Source organism: Cellulosimicrobium sp. AB352 (genome assembly GCF_049538415.1).
In the GTDB taxonomy this organism is placed as follows: domain Bacteria; phylum Actinomycetota; class Actinomycetes; order Actinomycetales; family Cellulomonadaceae; genus Cellulosimicrobium; species Cellulosimicrobium funkei.
Map to the genome: position 1 here is coordinate 46,089 of NZ_JBMVFX010000010.1, position 16,839 is coordinate 62,927.

Annotated in this window: 13 protein-coding genes; 9 read left to right on the forward strand and 4 right to left on the reverse strand. The window is 76.7% G+C overall.

The features are described from left to right. Window positions 1-35 precede the first annotated feature (35 nt). Complete coding sequence (locus ACPCUX_RS09145; RefSeq protein ID WP_114553504.1) at window positions 36-626, reverse strand: TetR/AcrR family transcriptional regulator; 591 nt, start codon at window positions 624-626, stop codon at window positions 36-38. A 65-nt stretch (window positions 627-691) separates the two neighbouring features. Between ACPCUX_RS09145 and ACPCUX_RS09150 the strand changes: the two genes are divergently transcribed. Continuing rightward, the gene (locus tag ACPCUX_RS09150; protein WP_423388592.1) at window positions 692-1,138 is read left to right on the forward strand and encodes a hypothetical protein; all 447 of its coding nucleotides are present in this window, start codon (window positions 692-694) and stop codon (window positions 1,136-1,138) included. A gap of 46 nt (window positions 1,139-1,184) precedes the next feature. Then, a complete protein-coding gene (locus tag ACPCUX_RS09155) occupies window positions 1,185-1,550 on the forward strand; it encodes an Imm51 family immunity protein (protein ID WP_144722821.1) in 366 nt (121 codons plus the stop codon). A gap of 18 nt (window positions 1,551-1,568) precedes the next feature. On the opposite strand, the gene ACPCUX_RS09160 is transcribed toward ACPCUX_RS09155, so the two are convergent. Then, window positions 1,569-2,474, reverse strand: a complete 906-nt coding sequence (locus tag ACPCUX_RS09160) for an MBL fold metallo-hydrolase (protein WP_423388593.1) — start codon at window positions 2,472-2,474, stop codon at window positions 1,569-1,571. Window positions 2,475-2,595: 121 nt separating this feature from the next. Between ACPCUX_RS09160 and ACPCUX_RS09165 the strand changes: the two genes are divergently transcribed. The 4 genes from ACPCUX_RS09165 to ACPCUX_RS09180 all read left to right on the forward strand — a co-directional run bounded on the left by ACPCUX_RS09165 (window position 2,596) and on the right by ACPCUX_RS09180 (window position 7,388). After that, window positions 2,596-5,430, forward strand: coding sequence for a DNA translocase FtsK 4TM domain-containing protein (locus ACPCUX_RS09165; RefSeq protein ID WP_423388594.1), 2,835 nt, complete (start codon window positions 2,596-2,598; stop codon window positions 5,428-5,430). A 63-nt stretch (window positions 5,431-5,493) separates the two neighbouring features. Beyond that, complete coding sequence (gene pgsA, locus ACPCUX_RS09170) at window positions 5,494-6,123, forward strand: CDP-diacylglycerol--glycerol-3-phosphate 3-phosphatidyltransferase (RefSeq protein WP_021483781.1); 630 nt, start codon at window positions 5,494-5,496, stop codon at window positions 6,121-6,123. Beyond that, a complete protein-coding gene (locus tag ACPCUX_RS09175) occupies window positions 6,120-6,656 on the forward strand; it encodes a CinA family protein (protein WP_423388595.1) in 537 nt (178 codons plus the stop codon). Before pgsA ends, ACPCUX_RS09175 begins: the two co-directional genes overlap by 4 nt. A 390-nt stretch (window positions 6,657-7,046) precedes the next feature. After that, the gene (locus tag ACPCUX_RS09180) at window positions 7,047-7,388 is read left to right on the forward strand and encodes a helix-turn-helix domain-containing protein (protein ID WP_021483863.1); all 342 of its coding nucleotides are present in this window, start codon (window positions 7,047-7,049) and stop codon (window positions 7,386-7,388) included. A gap of 51 nt (window positions 7,389-7,439) precedes the next feature. On the opposite strand, the gene ACPCUX_RS09185 is transcribed toward ACPCUX_RS09180, so the two are convergent. Together ACPCUX_RS09185 and ACPCUX_RS09190 are read right to left on the reverse strand one after the other, a co-directional pair. Continuing rightward, a complete protein-coding gene (locus tag ACPCUX_RS09185) occupies window positions 7,440-8,279 on the reverse strand; it encodes a DNA-formamidopyrimidine glycosylase family protein (protein ID WP_137280318.1) in 840 nt (279 codons plus the stop codon). Window positions 8,280-8,323: 44 nt separating this feature from the next. After that, window positions 8,324-13,288, reverse strand: coding sequence for an Lhr family helicase (locus ACPCUX_RS09190; RefSeq protein WP_423388596.1), 4,965 nt, complete (start codon window positions 13,286-13,288; stop codon window positions 8,324-8,326). Window positions 13,289-13,470: 182 nt separating this feature from the next. Between ACPCUX_RS09190 and ACPCUX_RS09195 the strand changes: the two genes are divergently transcribed. The 3 genes from ACPCUX_RS09195 (at window position 13,471) to ACPCUX_RS09205 (ending at window position 16,790) form a co-directional block, all read left to right on the forward strand. Beyond that, a complete protein-coding gene (locus ACPCUX_RS09195) occupies window positions 13,471-13,704 on the forward strand; it encodes a DUF3046 domain-containing protein (RefSeq protein ID WP_034655650.1) in 234 nt (77 codons plus the stop codon). A 102-nt stretch (window positions 13,705-13,806) separates the two neighbouring features. Continuing rightward, window positions 13,807-15,993 (forward strand): alkaline phosphatase family protein, encoded by a 2,187-nt coding sequence (locus tag ACPCUX_RS09200; RefSeq protein ID WP_423388597.1) that lies wholly within the window; start codon window positions 13,807-13,809, stop codon window positions 15,991-15,993. Beyond that, a complete protein-coding gene (locus ACPCUX_RS09205; RefSeq protein ID WP_423388598.1) occupies window positions 15,990-16,790 on the forward strand; it encodes an MBL fold metallo-hydrolase in 801 nt (266 codons plus the stop codon). Before ACPCUX_RS09200 ends, ACPCUX_RS09205 begins: the two co-directional genes overlap by 4 nt. Window positions 16,791-16,839 lie beyond the last annotated feature (49 nt).

Consider the following 16,839-nt stretch of genomic DNA (forward strand, 5'->3'; position numbering starts at 1 on the left):
GCCGGGGACGGACGCGCGGTCCGGCTTTCCCGGGGCTACGTCGCCGCGCCGCGCCGCACGAGCCCCGGACCGACGGCGGCGAGCGTCGCGGCGTAGCGCGCTGCCCGGGCGTCGTCCCCGCCGGGCACGAGGCCCGCGAGCTCGAGCGAGACGAGGCCGTGCACGAGCCCCCACAGACCGAGCGCGACGTCGGCGGCACCCGCGTCCTCGGGGACGAGGCGCGCGACGGCGTCGCGGAGCACGCGGAACGTGGGCTCCTCGACCGCCTCGGGCCGGTCCGGCCCCGGCCGGACGCCGCGCGCGAACATCACGGCGTAGAAGTGCGGGTCGGCCAGCGCGAAGTCGCGGTACGCGCGGCCGAGGGCCGCCAGGTCGGCAGCGGGGTCGTCGGTGCGGGGGACCGTCGCGAGGCGTGCGGCGAAGCGCCGGAAGCCCTCCGCGGAGACGGCGGCGACGAGCTCGTCGCGGCTGCCGAAGAGCGCGTACACCGCCGACGCGCTCGTCCCGGCCTCGGTCGCGACGGACCGGACCGTCACCGCGGCCTCCCCGTGCGTGGAGACGACGCGCGACGCCACGTCGAGGAGGCGGTCACGCAGGGCGTCGTCGTGCAGTCGGGGTCGTGCCACGCGCCGAGTCTAGGGGGCTTGACGAGCCTTCGCGAACGATGTTCTATAACAGTGTTCGCAAACCGGTGCGCGAGTTCTCGCGCCGCCTCCTGGAGGTCCCCGTGCTCGAGCTCACCGACGCCGCCCGCCTCACCGCCGGCGTCGTCCTCCTCACCGTCGTCGGCATCGAGTCCGGCGGGGCCTTCCTCGTCCGGGTCGTCACGCGGCGGGTCCCGGCCACCGGGTTCCAGACGTCGTTCTTCCGTGCCGGGCACGCGCACGCGGGGGTGCTCGTGATCCTCGGCCTCGTCTGCCTGCTGCTCACGGAGGCCACTGGCCTCGCCGGCCCCTGGCGCTGGCTCGCGGCGACCGGCGTGCTCGTCGCGGCGATCCTGCTCCCGGCCGGCTTCTTCCTGTCGGCCGTGGGCCCGGGGCGCGAGACGCCGAACCGGGCCGTCGTGCTGCTCCCCGTGGGGGCCGTCGTCCTCGCGGCGGGCGTCGTGACGCTCTCCGTCGGCCTCTTCCTCGGCTGACCGACCCCGGGAGCCGGACGTGGGTGGCTCTCGCTACGGTTCCGGCATGACCACCGCCGAGGACTTCGTCCCGCTCGACCCTGTCCGTCTCGTCACGCTGGCGCAGGGGTGGAGCATCATCTACTCGCCCGGCGGGCCGGAGTGGCACCTCCACCAGGGCGCGCTCGAGCGGCACGACGTCGAGGGCTCGGGCGACGACTTCTCCGGCGCGCTCCAGGCCACGCTGACCGACCACGAGCCCGACGTGCTGGGCGTCGTCGGGTTCGACCCCGAGGGCGGCATGGTGAGCGTCTACGGCTCCGACCTCGACGCCCTGCACGTCGCGGCGCGGCACCTGCACCGCCTCGTCACCGACGAGCAGGCTCTCGACACCGCGCTCGCCCGGTCGGTCGAGCTCGGGCTCGACGACTGAGCCCGGAGCCGTGGGACGTCAGCGCGCGCGGAGCGCGGCGAGCTGCTCCTCGTGCCACGTCGTGACGTAGCCCGTGAGCCGGTCGTCGCGCACCACGGCGTCGGCCTGCGCGACCGCGTGCTCGAGCGCGTCGAGGTAGGCGCGATCGGCCGCGAAGCGCGCGGCGACGGCGGCCCGACCGACCGCCGGGCTCCCGTGGCCCGGGACGAGCGCGTCGACGTCGCGCGCCGCGAGCTCGAGCGCGTCGAGCGCGCCGCGGTACGTGCGCACCGGGTCGCGCGACCCGGTGTCGACGAGCGGCACCTCCACGTCCGAGAGCATGTCTCCCGCGAGCAGCACGCCCCGCACGACGAGCGCCGCGTGCCCCGGCGCGTGGGCGTCGTGCTCGACCACGACGACGTCGGTCTTCCGGTCTGCCCGCGCGCCGGGCCGCTCCTCGGCCTGACCGGGGGTCGGTGCGGTCGGCCACGGCAGGCGTCGTGCGCCGCGGGGGAGCGGCGTGAGCGCGCCGACGAGCGTCGGGTCGTGGTCGGGCGCTGCGGCGTCGGTCGCGGCGACCAGGTCCGCTCCCCGCGACCGAACGGCGTCGGCGCCGCGGGCCGTGGCGTAGCGCGGGGCGTCGCCCAAGGAGCGGGACCACAGCACGTGGTCCCAGTGCGGGTGGGTTGCGAACCCGGCCGTCACGCGCCAGCCGCGACCGTGGACGGCGGCGGCCAGCGCCCCGACCTCCTCGACCGTGACCGCGGGGTCGACGACGAGCGCCTCGCCGTCGGGCGCGACCACGACCGTCGACGTCGTCGCCCAGATCGTCGCGGTCGCCACCCAGACCCCCGGGCGGACCTCCACGAGGTCGCGCGCGTGCGCCTGCTCGCCATCCGTGGTCGCGTCGGCGGTGCTGCGCCGCACGCCCGCGTGATCGTCCATCGGTCCTCCGCTCGTCCTCGCGGGACCGGGTCGCGGGCACGTGCCCGCACCCCGGTCCGCGGGGGACACGCGCCCCGGGGTCCCCGGCGCCGTCGTCCCTCGCAGGTAGGTTAGGACCACTATGGCGACCCGCACGTCCCCGCAGGCACGTCGGACCGCGAGCAACCGCACACCAGCGCCCCGCACCGCGGCGCGCGGCGGTTCGTCCACGGCCCGCGGCACGTCGCGCGCCGGAACCGGTCGCGGACGGTCCTCCTCCTCCAGCGCGCGCCGCCCGGCGCGTCGCCCGGCGGCAGGGCCGCCGTGGCCCGTCCGGGCGGTTCGGGGGGTCTGGCTCGGCGCCGCGCACGGCGTGGGATCGCTCGTGCGCACCATCGGAAGAGGAGCAAGAGAGCTGGACCCGGCACACCGGCGCGACGGCGTCGCGTTCACCCTCATCGCACTCGCGGTCGTCGTCGCGGCCCGCGAGTGGTGGGGCATCCAGGGCACGTTCGGCAAGGTCGTCCACGGCGTCGTCGCGGGGACGTTCGGTCTCGCCGGCGTCGCGGTCCCGGTCCTGCTGCTCTGGCTCGCGGTGCGCATCATGCGGCACCCCGAGCGCGCCCAGGCGAACTCGCGCGTCGCGATCGGGCTCACGCTCATCGTCGTGTCCGTGTGCTCCCTCGTGCACATCTCGGAGGACCTGCCCGCGCCGCGCGACGGCTTCGCGGCGGTGCAGGACGCGGGGGGCATCGTCGGCTATCTGGCGGCCACGCCCGTGACCGCCGGGCTGACGCCGTGGTTCGCCGTCCCCATCTTCCTGCTCCTCGGGTTCTTCGGGCTGCTCGTCGTCACCGCGACGCCCGTGCACCGCATCCCGAGCCGGCTGCGTGGCCTCTACGACGTGCTCACCGGCAACCACCGCACCGAGGACGACGCGCTCGACGCCGACGGGCTCCCGCTCGCGGAGGGCGTCTCGCGCCACGACGGCAGCGAGCCGCCGACGGGTCGCCGACCGCGCAAGCCGCGGCGCACCAAGGCGCAGCGCGCGGCGGAGGCGGCCGAGATCGAGAAGCCCGAGGGCGGCTTCTCGGGCGACGAGGCCTTCGAGACGGCCGCGTTCCTCGACTACGAGGACGACGCGCCGCGCGGCCGGGGGAAGAAGCGTCGCGCGGAGGAGCCGGCCGCCGGCACGGCCGCCACGGAGGTGGTCCCCGCCGTCGGGCAGGGGGCCGCGCAGGACACGGCGGCGGCCGCGATGGGCGCGGTCGCGCCCTCCCCGGAGGACGGCGTCGGCAGCGTGCCGCCGCCCCCGCCCGGCCCGATGCCCCGGGGCGTGCAGCCCATGCTCGAGGGCGACACGGTCTACCTGCTCCCGGACGAGGACGCGCTCGTCAAGGGCGCGCCGCACAAGGTGCGCTCCGCCGCGAACGACCGCGTGGTCGAGGCGCTCACGCAGACGTTCGAGCAGTTCGAGGTCGACGCGAAGGTCACCGGGTTCACGCGCGGCCCGACGGTCACGCGCTACGAGGTCGAGGTCGGGCCCAAGGTCAAGGTCGAGCGCATCACGTCGCTGTCCAACAACATCGCGTACGCGGTGGCCAGCGCCGACGTGCGCATCCTCGCGCCGATCCCCGGCAAGTCGGCCATCGGCATCGAGATCCCCAACACGGACCGCGAGACGGTCGTGCTCGGCGACGTCCTGCGGTCGTCGGCCGCGCGGCGCACCGAGCACCCCATGGTCATGGGCGTGGGCAAGGACGTCGAGGGCGGCTACGTCGTCGCGAACCTCGCGAAGATGCCGCACATCCTCGTCGCGGGCGCGACGGGCGCGGGCAAGTCGAGCTTCATCAACTCCATGATCACGTCGATCCTCATGCGCTCGACGCCCGAGCAGGTGCGGCTCGTGCTCGTGGACCCCAAGCGCGTCGAGCTGACGATCTACGAGGGCATCCCGCACCTCATCACGCCCATCATCACGAACCCGAAGAAGGCCGCCGAGGCGCTCGACTGGGTCGTCCGCGAGATGGACGCCCGCTACGACGACCTCGCCGCGTTCGGGTTCAAGCACATCGACGACTTCAACGCCGCCGTCCGCGCCGGCAAGGTCAAGCCGCTGCCCGGCTCCGAGCGCAAGATCGCGACGTACCCGTACCTGCTGGTCGTCGTCGACGAGCTCGCCGACCTCATGATGGTCGCCCCGCGCGACGTCGAGGCCTCGATCCAGCGCATCACGCAGCTCGCGCGTGCGGCAGGCATCCACCTGGTGCTCGCGACGCAGCGCCCGTCGGTCGACGTCGTGACGGGCCTCATCAAGGCGAACGTGCCGTCGCGGCTCGCGTTCGCGACGTCGTCCCTCGCGGACTCGCGCGTCGTGCTCGACCAGCCCGGCGCGGAGAAGCTCATCGGCCAGGGCGACGCCCTGTTCCTGCCCATGGGCGCGGCCAAGCCCATGCGCGTGCAGGGCGCGTGGGTCTCGGAGTCCGAGGTGCACGCCGTCGTCGAGCACGTGAAGAGCCAGCTCAAGCCCGTGTACCGCGAGGACGTCACGCAGGCGGCCACGAAGAAGCAGATCGACGAGGACATCGGCGACGACCTCGACCTGCTGCTCCAGGCGGCCGAGCTCGTCGTGACGTCGCAGTTCGGCTCGACGTCGATGCTCCAGCGCAAGCTGCGCGTCGGGTTCGCCAAGGCGGGTCGCCTCATGGACCTCCTGGAGTCGCGCGAGATCGTCGGACCGTCCGAGGGGTCCAAGGCCCGCGAGGTGCTCGTGACGCCCGAGGAGCTGCCGTCGGCGCTCGCCCTCATCCGGGGCGAGCCCGCGCAGGACGTCTTCGACGGCCAGGCGCCCGCCGCGGCCCCCGCGCCCCCGGGCGCAGGGGGTGGCCACGACTACGGCGAGGGCACCGACGGGCACATGCCCCCTGTCGCGACGGAGTACCACGACGGCGCCGACGTGGAGTCGGGCTGGCGGTGACCCGGGCGGCCGGTGGTGCCGCCGACGGTCGGCGCACCCCGGACGACCCCCTAGGCTGGTGACGTGGTCAACGCCGTCCCCTCGCCGTGGAACTCCGCGAACCTCGTCACCATGGCGAGGATCCTGCTCGTCCCGTTCTTCGCGTGGGCGCTCCTCGTCGACGGCGGGGAGTCCGTCACGTGGCGCCTCGTCGCGACGGGCATCTTCGTCCTCGCCGCCACGTCGGACCGCCTCGACGGCTACCTCGCGCGGCGCTACGACCTCGTCACGGACCTGGGCAAGCTCCTCGACCCCATCGCGGACAAGCTGCTCGTAGGCACCGCCCTCGTGCTGCTGGCGTGGCCGCTCGGCGAGCTGCCCTGGTGGGTCCCCGTCGTCGTGCTCGCGCGCGAGCTGGGCGTGACGCTCCTGCGGTTCGCCGTGCTCAAGTACGCGGTCATGCCCGCGTCCCGCGGCGGGAAGCTCAAGACCGTGCTGCAGACCGTCGCGATCACGCTCTTCGTGCTGCCGCTCGCGCACCTGCCGGCGTTCGTCGGCGTCGTCGCCTGGATCGTCCTCGCCGCGGCCATCCTCGTCACCGTCGTGACCGGCCTGGAGTACGCGTACCAGGGCTGGCGCCTGCGCCGCGACGCGGTGCGCGCGGCCCGGGTCGTCGAGCGGGGTCCGAGCACGGACGGCGCGCCCGTCTCGTGACCGACGCTCCGGTCCCGCCGGGGAGCTCGTCGGTCACCGGCCCGGACGTGCGGTCCGACGTCGTCGAGCTGCTCGGCGCTCTGGAGGCCCGCGGGTGGACCCTCGCGACGGCCGAGTCGCTCACGGGCGGCCTGCTCAGCGCGACGATCGTCGACGTGCCCGGCGCCTCGCGCGTGCTCCGGGGCGCCGTCGTCGCGTACGCGACCGACGTCAAGGAGTCGGTCCTCGGCGTCGACGGCGGTCTGCTCGCCGCGCGCGGGGCCGTGCACCCGGAGGTCGCACGCCAGATGGCCGAGCGCGTGCGCGACGTGCTGAGGGCCGACGTCGGGGTCGCGACCACGGGCGTCGCGGGCCCCGACCCGCAGGACGGCCGGGCCCCGGGCACCGTCTTCGTCGCCGCGAGCGGACCGGGGGGCACGGAGGTGCGAGAGCTGCACCTGGCGGGCGACCGCGCGGCCGTCCGCGCCGCCACCGTGGCCGCCGCGGTGGCCCTCGCGCGCGCGGCGGTCGGGCCCCGGCCACCGACGGCGTGACGATCCCCCCTGCCGGGTGAAATCGTCGGTGGGAGCGTCGGCCGCCCGGCCAGGCGTGGACCGGGCCGGAGGCGTCGTGGAGACGTCGTGAACGTGCCGCGGGGGAGCGGCCGGGAGGCCCGGCGCGGGAACAACACCCCACGTCGCGACGTTGCACAGCACGTGATCGCCAACAGGACCGTCAACCGACCGGTGGGACGCACGGACAACGCGCCCGCGCCCCGTCCCGCACGGGGCACCGGCGACGTGAGCGGACCGCGGGCGGGGTACGGTAGGACGACCCCGTCACGCGGGGCAGTGAACAGGAAGACCGGCACGAGCAGTTCGCGCACCCAGGTGGGGGCCTCTCCGGCTCCCGGGGGCGCACGGGACACGGAAGGGGGTCGCCAGATGATTGTTCTTCGACGAGAGATCGGGGACGTGCTGCGAGACGCTCGCCAGCGACAGGGGCGCACCCTGCGAGAGGTGTCCTCCGCCGCACGGGTCTCGCTGGGCTACCTCAGCGAGGTCGAGCGCGGTCAGAAGGAAGCGTCGTCGGAGCTCCTCGGCTCGATCTGCGAGGCGCTCGACATCCCGATGTCGTTGGTGCTGCGCGAGGTCAGCGACCGGGTCGCCGTCGCCGAGGGTCTGCTGATCCCCGACACCATCCCGGCCGACTTCGCGACGGCCGTGCTGGGTCGCCAGCATCCCGAGGGCACGGCACGCCGCGAGGACCTGCAGCCCGTCGGCTGACGGTCGGGCCGGGACCGGCCGCACCGGGAGCGGGGGCAGCGACGCCCGCCGTCATCCTGCTGCGGGCGGTGCCTGGCAGGTCGGACACCAGAAGATCGGACGGTCGTACGGGGGCTCGTTCGCCGTACCTTCCGCGACAGGCGTGCCGCACACGTGGCACGCCTTTCGTGTGCGCCCGTGCACGTGCCGCACGACGCCGGCGCGCGGGTCGAACCCGTGCCGCACGGTGCGCTGCATGAGCGTGCGCGCCGTGAGCAGCAGCCCTTCGAGGTCCTCGACGTCGCGGACGGGCGTCCACGGGTAGACGTGCTCGGCGAAGAGCGACTCGGCCGTGTAGATCGTGCCGATGCCGGCGACGAGGTGCTGGTCGAGCAGGGCCTCCGCGACGGGCACGCCCGTCGCGGCCCGCTCCGGCCGGTACCGGGGGCCGCTCCCGCCCGCCGCGTCGTCGGCCCGCATCCGCGCGGCCGCCTCGGGCAGCCCGGTCTCCGGGAAGTCGTCGCCGAGCACGTCGGGACCGAGCGGACCGACGATCACGCGCTCGTCCGCGGTGCGCAGCACGTGCAGCATCCCGATCCGGTTCCCGACCGCCGTCCACCACTCGTTCGCGAGGACGACGCGCACGTTCGGCTCCGCCCCGCGAGCGTCGTGCGTGCCCGTCCGGGCGAGCCGCCACGACCCCTCCATGCGCAGGTGCGTGTGCAGGGACCGGCCGTCGTCGAACCGCGTGAACAGGTGCTTCCCGTAGGCCCGGTTCCCGACGACCGTCCGCCCGACCAGGTCGATCTCCGCGGCGCTCGGCCACCGCAGGTCCGAGCGGACCAGCACCCGGTCCTTGAGCGCCTCGTCGAGGCGGGCCGACACGAGACGCAGGATGTCACCCTCGGGCACGTGACCGCCCTCGGTGGTCGGGCACGCGCGACGACCGCCGCACGTCAGGCCGCCCGCAGGCCGCGCGGCGTCGCGCGGAAGCCGGCGTCGAGCAGCGCGCGCACCGCGTCGTCCGCCGGGGTACGGGCCGTGCCGGCGCCCGCCAGGGCCTCGACGCCGTCGACGCGCTGCACCACGATCTTGCCGAGCGTGCCCGCCCGCACCGCGCGGACCAGCGCCGCGCTCGCCTCGGCGAGCCGCGGGCCGTCCACGAAGGACAGCACGGACCGCCCGCCGCGCTCGACGTAGAGCGCGAGGTCGCCGTCGCTCAGCACGACGACGGCGCCCGCCTTGCGGCCCGGGCGGTGACCGCGCGAGCCCTCCCCGGTCGTGCCGTCCGTGCCGGGCGCGCCGGGTCCGGTCGTCGGGCGGGTGGGCCACGGCAGCGCCGCGCCGTAGGGGTTCGCCGGGTCCGTCGCGGCGAGCAGCACGGCGCCGGGACGCGGACCGCCGCGCGACGTCCGCGCGTCGGGGAGCGGGGCGAACGGGTCGGTCGCGGCCGCCGCGGCGTCGGCCTCGAGCGCGCGCTCACGGTCCTGCGCGTCGGTCCGGAGCTGGTCGACCGCGCCGGGGAGCGCGAACTGCGAGCCGCCGAGGTGCTCGACGAAGTACCCGCGCCGCGCGGCGCCCGTGCCCTCCAGCTCGCTCAGCACGCGGTACACCGCGCGGAAGGACCCGGCGACGCCCTCGGCGGGCGCGACGGCGCGCGTGAGCACGCCGTGGCGGTCGAGCAGGACGCGGGCGAGCGCGTGCGCCCGGCGGGTGGGGTCGGGCTCGCGCGGGGGCAGCGCCGACCACCGCCCGGCGCCGCCGCGCAGGGCCGTCTCGGGCGACGTCGGCGGCCGCAGGCCCGCGAACCGGCCGCGTGCGAGCGGCCGGGCCCGCGCCGGGGCGCGCGGCGCGCGGTGGGTCCCCCCGGCGGCGCCGAGCCGTGCGCGCAGCGACCCGAGGCCGTCGTTCGTCACGTGGCCCGACCACACGAGGTCCCACAGCGCCTCGAGCGTCGGGACGGTCTCCGCGCCGGCGCGCTCGGCCAGCCGCGGGAGGAAGTACCCGCCCGAGCCCTCCAGCAGGTCGAGCAGCGTGGCGTGGAGGCCGGTCTCGGGCGCCGGGCCCGGGTCGGGCAGCGTGAGCGGCGCCCACTCCGCGAGGTGGAGGCTGACGAGACCGTCGCCGCCGCCGGAACCGGGCAGCGGGGCGTGCCCGCACCACACGACCTCGCCGGTCGTCGTCAGCTCGTCGAGCATCGTCGGGGTGTAGTCGCTGACGCGCGCCGGGAGCACGAGGGTCTCGAGCGCCGAGGCGGGGACGGCCGCGCCGGAGAGCTGCTCGACGACGCGCAGCAGCCCGTCGACGCCGCGCAGCGCGCCAAGCCCCTGCCAGCGCGGGAGGAAGACGCCCAGCGTCTCGGCGGGGACGGGCTCCACCTCGGCGCGCAGCGCGGCGAGCGAGCGCCGGCGCAGGACGCGCAGCACCTCGGCGTCGCACCAGTCGTCGCCCGTGCCGCCGATCGCCTCCGGCCGCAGCCGCCCGCGCACGACGAGCCGGGCCGCCTCGAGCCGCTCGAGCGTCTGCACGACGACGGCGACGCCCAGCCCGAGGCGTGCGGCCAGGTCGGCGGCGGTGAACGGGCCGTGCGTGCGCGCGTGGCGGCGCACGAGGTCGCCGAGCGGGTCGGGGACGGGCTCGGTGAACACCTCGGGGATGCCGACGGGCAGCGCGACGCCGAGCGCGTCGCGCAGGCGGCCGGCGTCCTCCACGACCGCCCACTGCTGCGCGCGCTCGGGCGCGACCCCCGCGAGCCGCACGGGCATGATGCGGCGCGCAGCCTCGAGCTCGCGCAGCCAGGCCGCGACGTCGGCGCGCACGTCCTCGCGCGTCCGCGCCGCGACCTCGGCCTCGGTGAGCGGGCCCAGCCGGCGCAGCACGTCCCACACGTCCTCGGCGTGCCGCGCCTGCCGCTCGGGCGCGAGCGCGCCGAGCTCGGCCTCGGTCCGCTCGATCTGGGCGGGGTCGAGCAGGTCGGCGAGCTGGGCCGCGACGCCGTCGCCGCCCAGCAGCTCGGCGAGGAGCGTGGGGTCGAGCGACAGCGCGGCGGCGCGGCGCTCCGCGAGCGGGGCGTCGCCGTCGTAGAGGAACTGGGCGGTGTACCCGAAGAGGAGGGACTGCGCGAAGGGCGACGGCGTCGGGGTCGTCACCTCGACGAGGCGCACGCGCCCGGCGGCGAGGTCGCGCATGAGGTCGGTGAGCGCCGCGACGTCGAAGTCGTCCTGCAGGCACTCGCGCGCCGCCTCGAGGACGATCGGGAACTCCGGGTACTCCGACGCCACCGACAGGAGCTGCGCCGAGCGCTGCCGCTGCTGCCACAGCGGTTGGCGCCGGTCCGGACGACGCCGGGGCAGCAGCAGCGCGCGGGCGGCGGCCTCGCGGAACCGCGACGCGAACATCACCGACCCGCCGAGCTCGTCGCGCACCGCGTCGAGCACGTCGTCCGGGTCGAGGAGCAGGTCCTCGACGCCGACGACGGGTGCGTCCCCGCCGAGGCCGCCCGAGCCGTCGGTCGCTCCCTCGAGCCACGAGTCCCCGGTGTCCGGGAGCCGCAGGACGATGCCGTCGTCGGCGTGCATCGCGGCGGCGTCGACCCCGTAGCGCTCGCGCAGGCGCGCGGCGAGCACGAGCGCCCACGGCGCGTGCACCTTCGCGCCGTAGGGCGAGTGCACGACGACGCGCCAGTCGCCGAGCTCGTCGCGGAAGCGCTCGACGACGACCGTGCGGTCGTCCGGGACGCGCCCGGTCGCGTCGCGCTGCTCGCGCAGGTAGGCCAGCAGGTTGTCGCTCGCCCACGCGTCGAGGCCTGCCGTGCGGAGCCGGTCGGTCGCGGCGTCGGGGTCGGTGGCGGCGAGCGCGTCCGTCTCGCGCACCCACGCGCCGAGCGCACGGCCGAGCTCGGCGGGTCGGCCGGGGGAGTCGCCCTTCCAGAACGGCAGCCGCCCCGGGATGCCCGGCGCGGGCGTGACGAGCACGCGGTCGGGCGTGATGTCCTCGATGCGCCACGTGCTCGACCCGAGCGTGAACGTGTCGCCGACGCGCGACTCGTAGACCATCTCCTCGTCGAGCTCGCCGACGCGCTTGCCGCCGCGCGGGGCGCGGCCGCCCGCGGTGTCCGGGTCGCCCGCGACGGTCCCGGTCCCGGCGTCCGTCGCGAGGAACACGCCGTACATCCCGCGGTCGGGGATCGTGCCGCCGCTCGTCGCGGCGAGCCGCAGCGCGCCCGGCCGCCCGGTCAGCCGGCCCGACGCGCGGTCCCACACGATCCGCGCGCGCAGCTCGCCGAAGTCCTCGCTCGGGTAGCGGCCCGCGAGCATGTCGAGGACGGCGTGCAGCGACGCGTCACCGAGGTGCGCGTAGGGCTCGCTGCGCCGCACGAGCGTCGCCAGCTCCGCGACCGTCCACTCGTCGACCGCGACCATCGCGACGACCTGCTGGGCGAGCACGTCGAGCGGGTTGGCGAGCACGTGGAGCTCCTCGATGCCGCCGGAGCGCATGCGCTCGGCGACGACCGCCGACGGCACGAGGTCGCCCCGGTGCGTGGGGAACACCACGCCGTGCGACACGGCCCCCACCTGGTGGCCCGCGCGCCCGATCCGCTGCAGGCCCGACGCGACCGAGGGCGGCGCCCCGACCTGCACCACGAGGTCCACCGCGCCCATGTCGATGCCGAGCTCGAGGCTCGACGTCGCGACCACCGCGGGCAGCCGGCCGTCCTTGAGCTCCGTCTCCGTGCGCGTGCGCTCGGCCCGGCTCATCGAGCCGTGGTGCGCGCGGGCGATGACGGGCTCGACGCCCGAGCTCGCGCCCGACTGCGCCTGCACCTGCGCCGCGGTGACCGTGCCCGGGTCGAGCACGTCCTCGCCCTGGCGCTCGGCCCACAGCTCGTTCATGCGCGCCGTGAGGCGCTCCGCCCCGCGGCGCGAGTTCGTGAAGACCAGCGTGGAGCGGTGGTCGGTGACGAGGTCGACGACCCGCTCCTCGACGTGCGGCCAGACCGACGGGCGCGGCGGCCGGACGTCGGGCGCGCCCGTCGGGCGCGACGTCGCCGGGCCCGTGAGGTCGCGCTCGCCGGGGGGCAGGGGCGGCAGGCCGCCGTCCGACCGCGACCCGGCGTCCGGCACGAGCGCCGCCGTCCCGAGGTCGGAGAGGTCCGGGACGGGCACGACGACGTCGACCTCGATGCGCTTGCTCGACGGCGGCTGCACGACGACGACCTCGCGCCCGCCCTCGGCCTCGGGCCGGTGCCCGCCCAGGAAGGTCGCGACCGCCTCGACGGGACGGACCGTGGCCGAGAGCCCGACGCGCTGCGCCGGGGGCCGCTCGTGCGCCTCGAGCAGCGCGTCCAGGCGCTCGAGCGACACGGCCAGGTGGGCGCCCCGCTTGGTGCCCGCCACCGCGTGGATCTCGTCGACGATCACCGTCTCGACGCCCACGAGCCCCGCGCGTGCCTGTGACGTCAGCACGAGGAACAGCGACTCGGGCGTCGTGATGAGGATGTCGGGCGGGTGGGTCGCGAGCCGGCGGCGCTCGCTCGTGGGGGTGTCCCCGGTGCGGGTGCCGACGACGACGTCCGGCACGTCGAGCCCGAGCCGCACCGCGGCCTGGCGGATGCCCGCGAGCGGCGAGCGCAGGTTCCGCTCGACGTCCGCGGCGAGCGCCTTGAGCGGGGAGACGTAGACGACGCGGCAGCGCGCCTCGCGAGCCGGGGCCTCGTCCGGGGGCGCGGCGAGGATCCGGTCGAGCGACCAGAGGAACGCGGCGAGCGTCTTGCCCGAGCCCGTCGGGGCGACCACGAGGGCGTGCCGGTCGCTCGACACGGCCTCCCACGCACCGGCCTGGGCGGCGGTCGGCGCGTCGAACGCGCCCGAGAACCACGCGCGCGTGGGCGCGGCGAAGCGGGCGAGCGGGTCCGAGGTCACGCGCCCATTCTGGGGCTGCCCACCCACACGCGCCCGCCGCAAACGTGCCGGCGGCCCGGCGGCCCGCCCGTGCGCCCTCGGCGCGACCCCGGGCGACTTCGGTGCGACCCCGGGCGACGCGGTGCGGCCCGCGCGTCCCGGCGCGCGACCGGGCGGCCACGGATCCGTGCAAGGCTTGGTCCGTGCGCTACCGCGAGTTCTCCGAGCTGGTCGACGAGGTGTTCGGTGCGGCCCTGGGCCGCGCCTACGTGCGCGAGCAGGTGCTGTCCGCGCTCGACGACCGGACCGCCGCCCAGGCGCTCGAGGACGGGGTCGAGCCGCGCGTCGTCTGGCACGCGCTGTGCGACGCGCTCGACGTGCCCGACGCGCGGCGCTGGGGGAACGACGACCACCGCCAGGCGCCGCCGCGCCGCTGACCGGCCCGGCCCCGACCTGCGCGGCCCAAACCTGCCCCGACCTGCTCGGGACCCGGGGACGCCCGAGGGGCGCACCCCGCCGTGCCCCGCGATGATGGCGGCATGAGCGTTCCCGCCCGCGGCCGCCTCGCCACGCTGCGCCTCACCGCCGCCGACGTGCGCGGCGCGGCCTGGTCGCTCGTCTCGACGGCGGCCGGGCTGGGGCTCGCGATCTGGGTCGTCCCCGGGGTCGAGGTGACCAACCCCTGGTCGCTCGTCCTCGCGGCGCTCGCGGTGGCGGTGGGCGACGCGCTGCTGCGGCCGGTGCTGCGCGGGGTCGCGCGCCGGTCCGGCGTCGTCGGCGCGCTCGTGTCGGGCGTGGTCGCCCAGGTCGCGGTCGCGTGGGCCGCGCTCACCTACCTCCCGGGGTTCCGCAGCGGGACGTGGACCGACGTCCTCGCCGTCCTCGTCATCGCGGCCGTGCTCATGGCGCTCGGGCGCTGGGTCGTCGGGGCGAGCGACAACGAGTACGTGATCGGGGACCTGCTCCGGCGCGCGCGACGCCAGGCGGGCGTGCCCCGGGGAGCCGCCGCGGGCGCCGCCGCGGAGCGCCCGGCGGGCCTGCTCGTCGTCCTGCTCGACGGCGTCGCGCGCCCCACGCTCGACTACGCCCTCCAGGCCGGCCTGGCCCCGACGCTCGCGCGGTGGCTGGGCGACGGCACCCACCACCTCACGACGTGGTGGGCCCGCGTGCCCGCGACGACGCCGGCCTCGACCGTCGGGCTCCTGCACGGGTCGACCGAGCACGTCCCCGCCTTCCGGTGGTGGTCGCGCGCGCTGGGGCGGCTCGTCGTGACGAACCGGCCCGCGGACGCGGCGGTGGTCGAGGCGCGCACGAGCGACGGCGCGGGTCTGCTCGCGGGCGGCGGCGTCGCCGTCTCGACGATGTTCTCCGGGGACGCGGCGACGAGCCTGCTCGTCATGAGCCGGGCGCGCGAGGGCCTGGGGCCCGGGCAGATGTTCGTGCACTTCTTCGCGAGCCCGTTCGTCCTCGTGCGCGCCGTGGTCGTCGCGCTCGGCGAGCTGCTCAAGGAGCTCTACCAGGGCTGGCAGCAGGCCGTGCGCGGCGTCGAGCCGCGCGTCTCGCGCCTCGGCTGGTACCCGGTGCTGCGCGCCGTGACGAACGTCGTGCTCCGCGACCTCAACACGACGCTCGTCGCGGAGCAGCTCGTGCGCGGGGCGCCCGTCGTCTGCGTCGACCTCGTGGACTACGACGAGATCGCGCACCACGCCGGGCCGCTGCGGCCCGAGTCGCTGCGCGCGCTTGAGGGCCTGGACCGCGTCGTCGGGCTCTGGGAGCAGGTCGCGGCCGTCGCGCCCCGGCGCTACGACGTCGTCGTGCTCTCGGACCACGGGCAGTCGCTCGGCCCGACGTTCGAGCAGGTCACCGGGCGGTCCTTCCTCGACGAGGTGCGACGCCTCATGGCGCTCGACCCGCCTGTCGACGGCGCTCGTGCGGACGACGACGGCCGCGCGCGGGACGGCGCCGCGCCCGCCCGGGGCGAGGGGCGGCGTCGGGCGACGGCCCCGGACAGCGAGGCGTGGGGCCCTGCCAACACGGCCCTCAACGCGCTGCGTCCCGGGCAGCCGGACGCGCAGGCGGGCCGCATGCTCGTGGGCCCGGACCGCTCCGAGCGCCGCGCCGACGCCGCACCCGCCGTGCCCGAGCTGCCCGAGGTCGCGGTCGTCGGGTCGGGCAACCTCGGGATGGTGTGGTTCCCGCGCGAGCCGCGGCGCCTCACGGGCGACGAGGTCCGCGCCCGGTGGCCCGCGCTGCTCCCGGGGCTCGTCGCGAACCCCGCGGTCGGCGTCGTCGTCGAGCGAGGCCCGCGCGGGGAGGTCCGGGCGCACGGCCGGGGCGGCTCGCGCGACCTGCTGACGGGCGAGGTCGTGGGTGCCGACCCGCTCGCGTCGTTCGGGTCGTGCGCGGCGGCGGACCTCGTGCGCGTCGCCGGGCTGGAGGACGCCGGGGACCTCGTGCTCGTGTCCAGCGTCGACGAGGTCGGGATGGTGCACGCGTTCGAGGGCCTGGTCGGGTCGCACGGCGGCCTCGGCGGGGCGCAGAACCAGGCGGTGCTGGTGCACCCCGCGCACCTCGCGGTGCCCGACGACGAGCTCGAGGACGTCGACGGCACGCCGATGCTCGTCGGGGCGGAGGCGGTGCACCGCCGGCTCGTCGCGTGGCTCACCGACCTGGGGGTACGGCCGCCGGTGGCCGAGGACGCGCCGGGCCAGGGGAGCGGCGCGTGAGCGTCACCGTGACGTGGCTCGGCCACTCGAGCGCGGTCCTCGACCTCGCCGCGACCCCCGGCGGGCCGACGGCGCGGCTCGTGACCGACCCGCTCCTGCACCGGCACGCGGGGATGCTCCGCCGGCGCGGAGAGCAGCCGGCCCCGGTGTGGCGGGGCGGCGACGCCGTCCTGCTGTCCCACCTCCACCACGACCACGCCGAGCTGCGGTCGCTGCGGCTCCTCGGCGACGTGCCGGTCCTCACGGCGCCCGCCAACGCGCGGTGGCTGCGCGGCAAGGGGCTGCGCGGCGTCGGGCTGGGCGACGAGTGGCACGCGGTGGGCCCGCCGGGGGCCGGGGTGGAGACGCGGCTCGTCACCGCGGTGCACGGGCACCGGCCGATGCCGCACCGGCCCAACGCCGCGAACGGTCACCTCGTGCGGACCACCGGTCCCGACGGCCTGCGCGTGTGGGTGGCGGGTGACACCGAGCACCACCCCGGGATGGCGCACCTCCCGGCGCTCGCGGGCGGTCCGGTGGACGTGGCCCTCGTGCCGGTCGGCGGGTGGGGGCCGCGGCTCTCGGGCGGGCACCTGGGCCCGGTGCAGGCCGCGCGGGTGTGCGCCGAGGTCGGGGTGCGGGTCGCGGTGCCGGTGCACTGGGGGACGCTGCACGCGCCGGGCGGCCAGCACCTGCCGCGCGGCTGGATGGACCACGCGGGCGCGGCGTTCGAGGCGGCCGCGCAGCGCGAGGCGCCCGGGACGCGGGTCGTCGTGCTGCGGCCCGGGGAGTCGTGGTCCGCGGACGACGACGGGTGAGCCCGCGAGTCGCGGACACGCCGGGGCGGGTTCCGTGATCGAACACGTG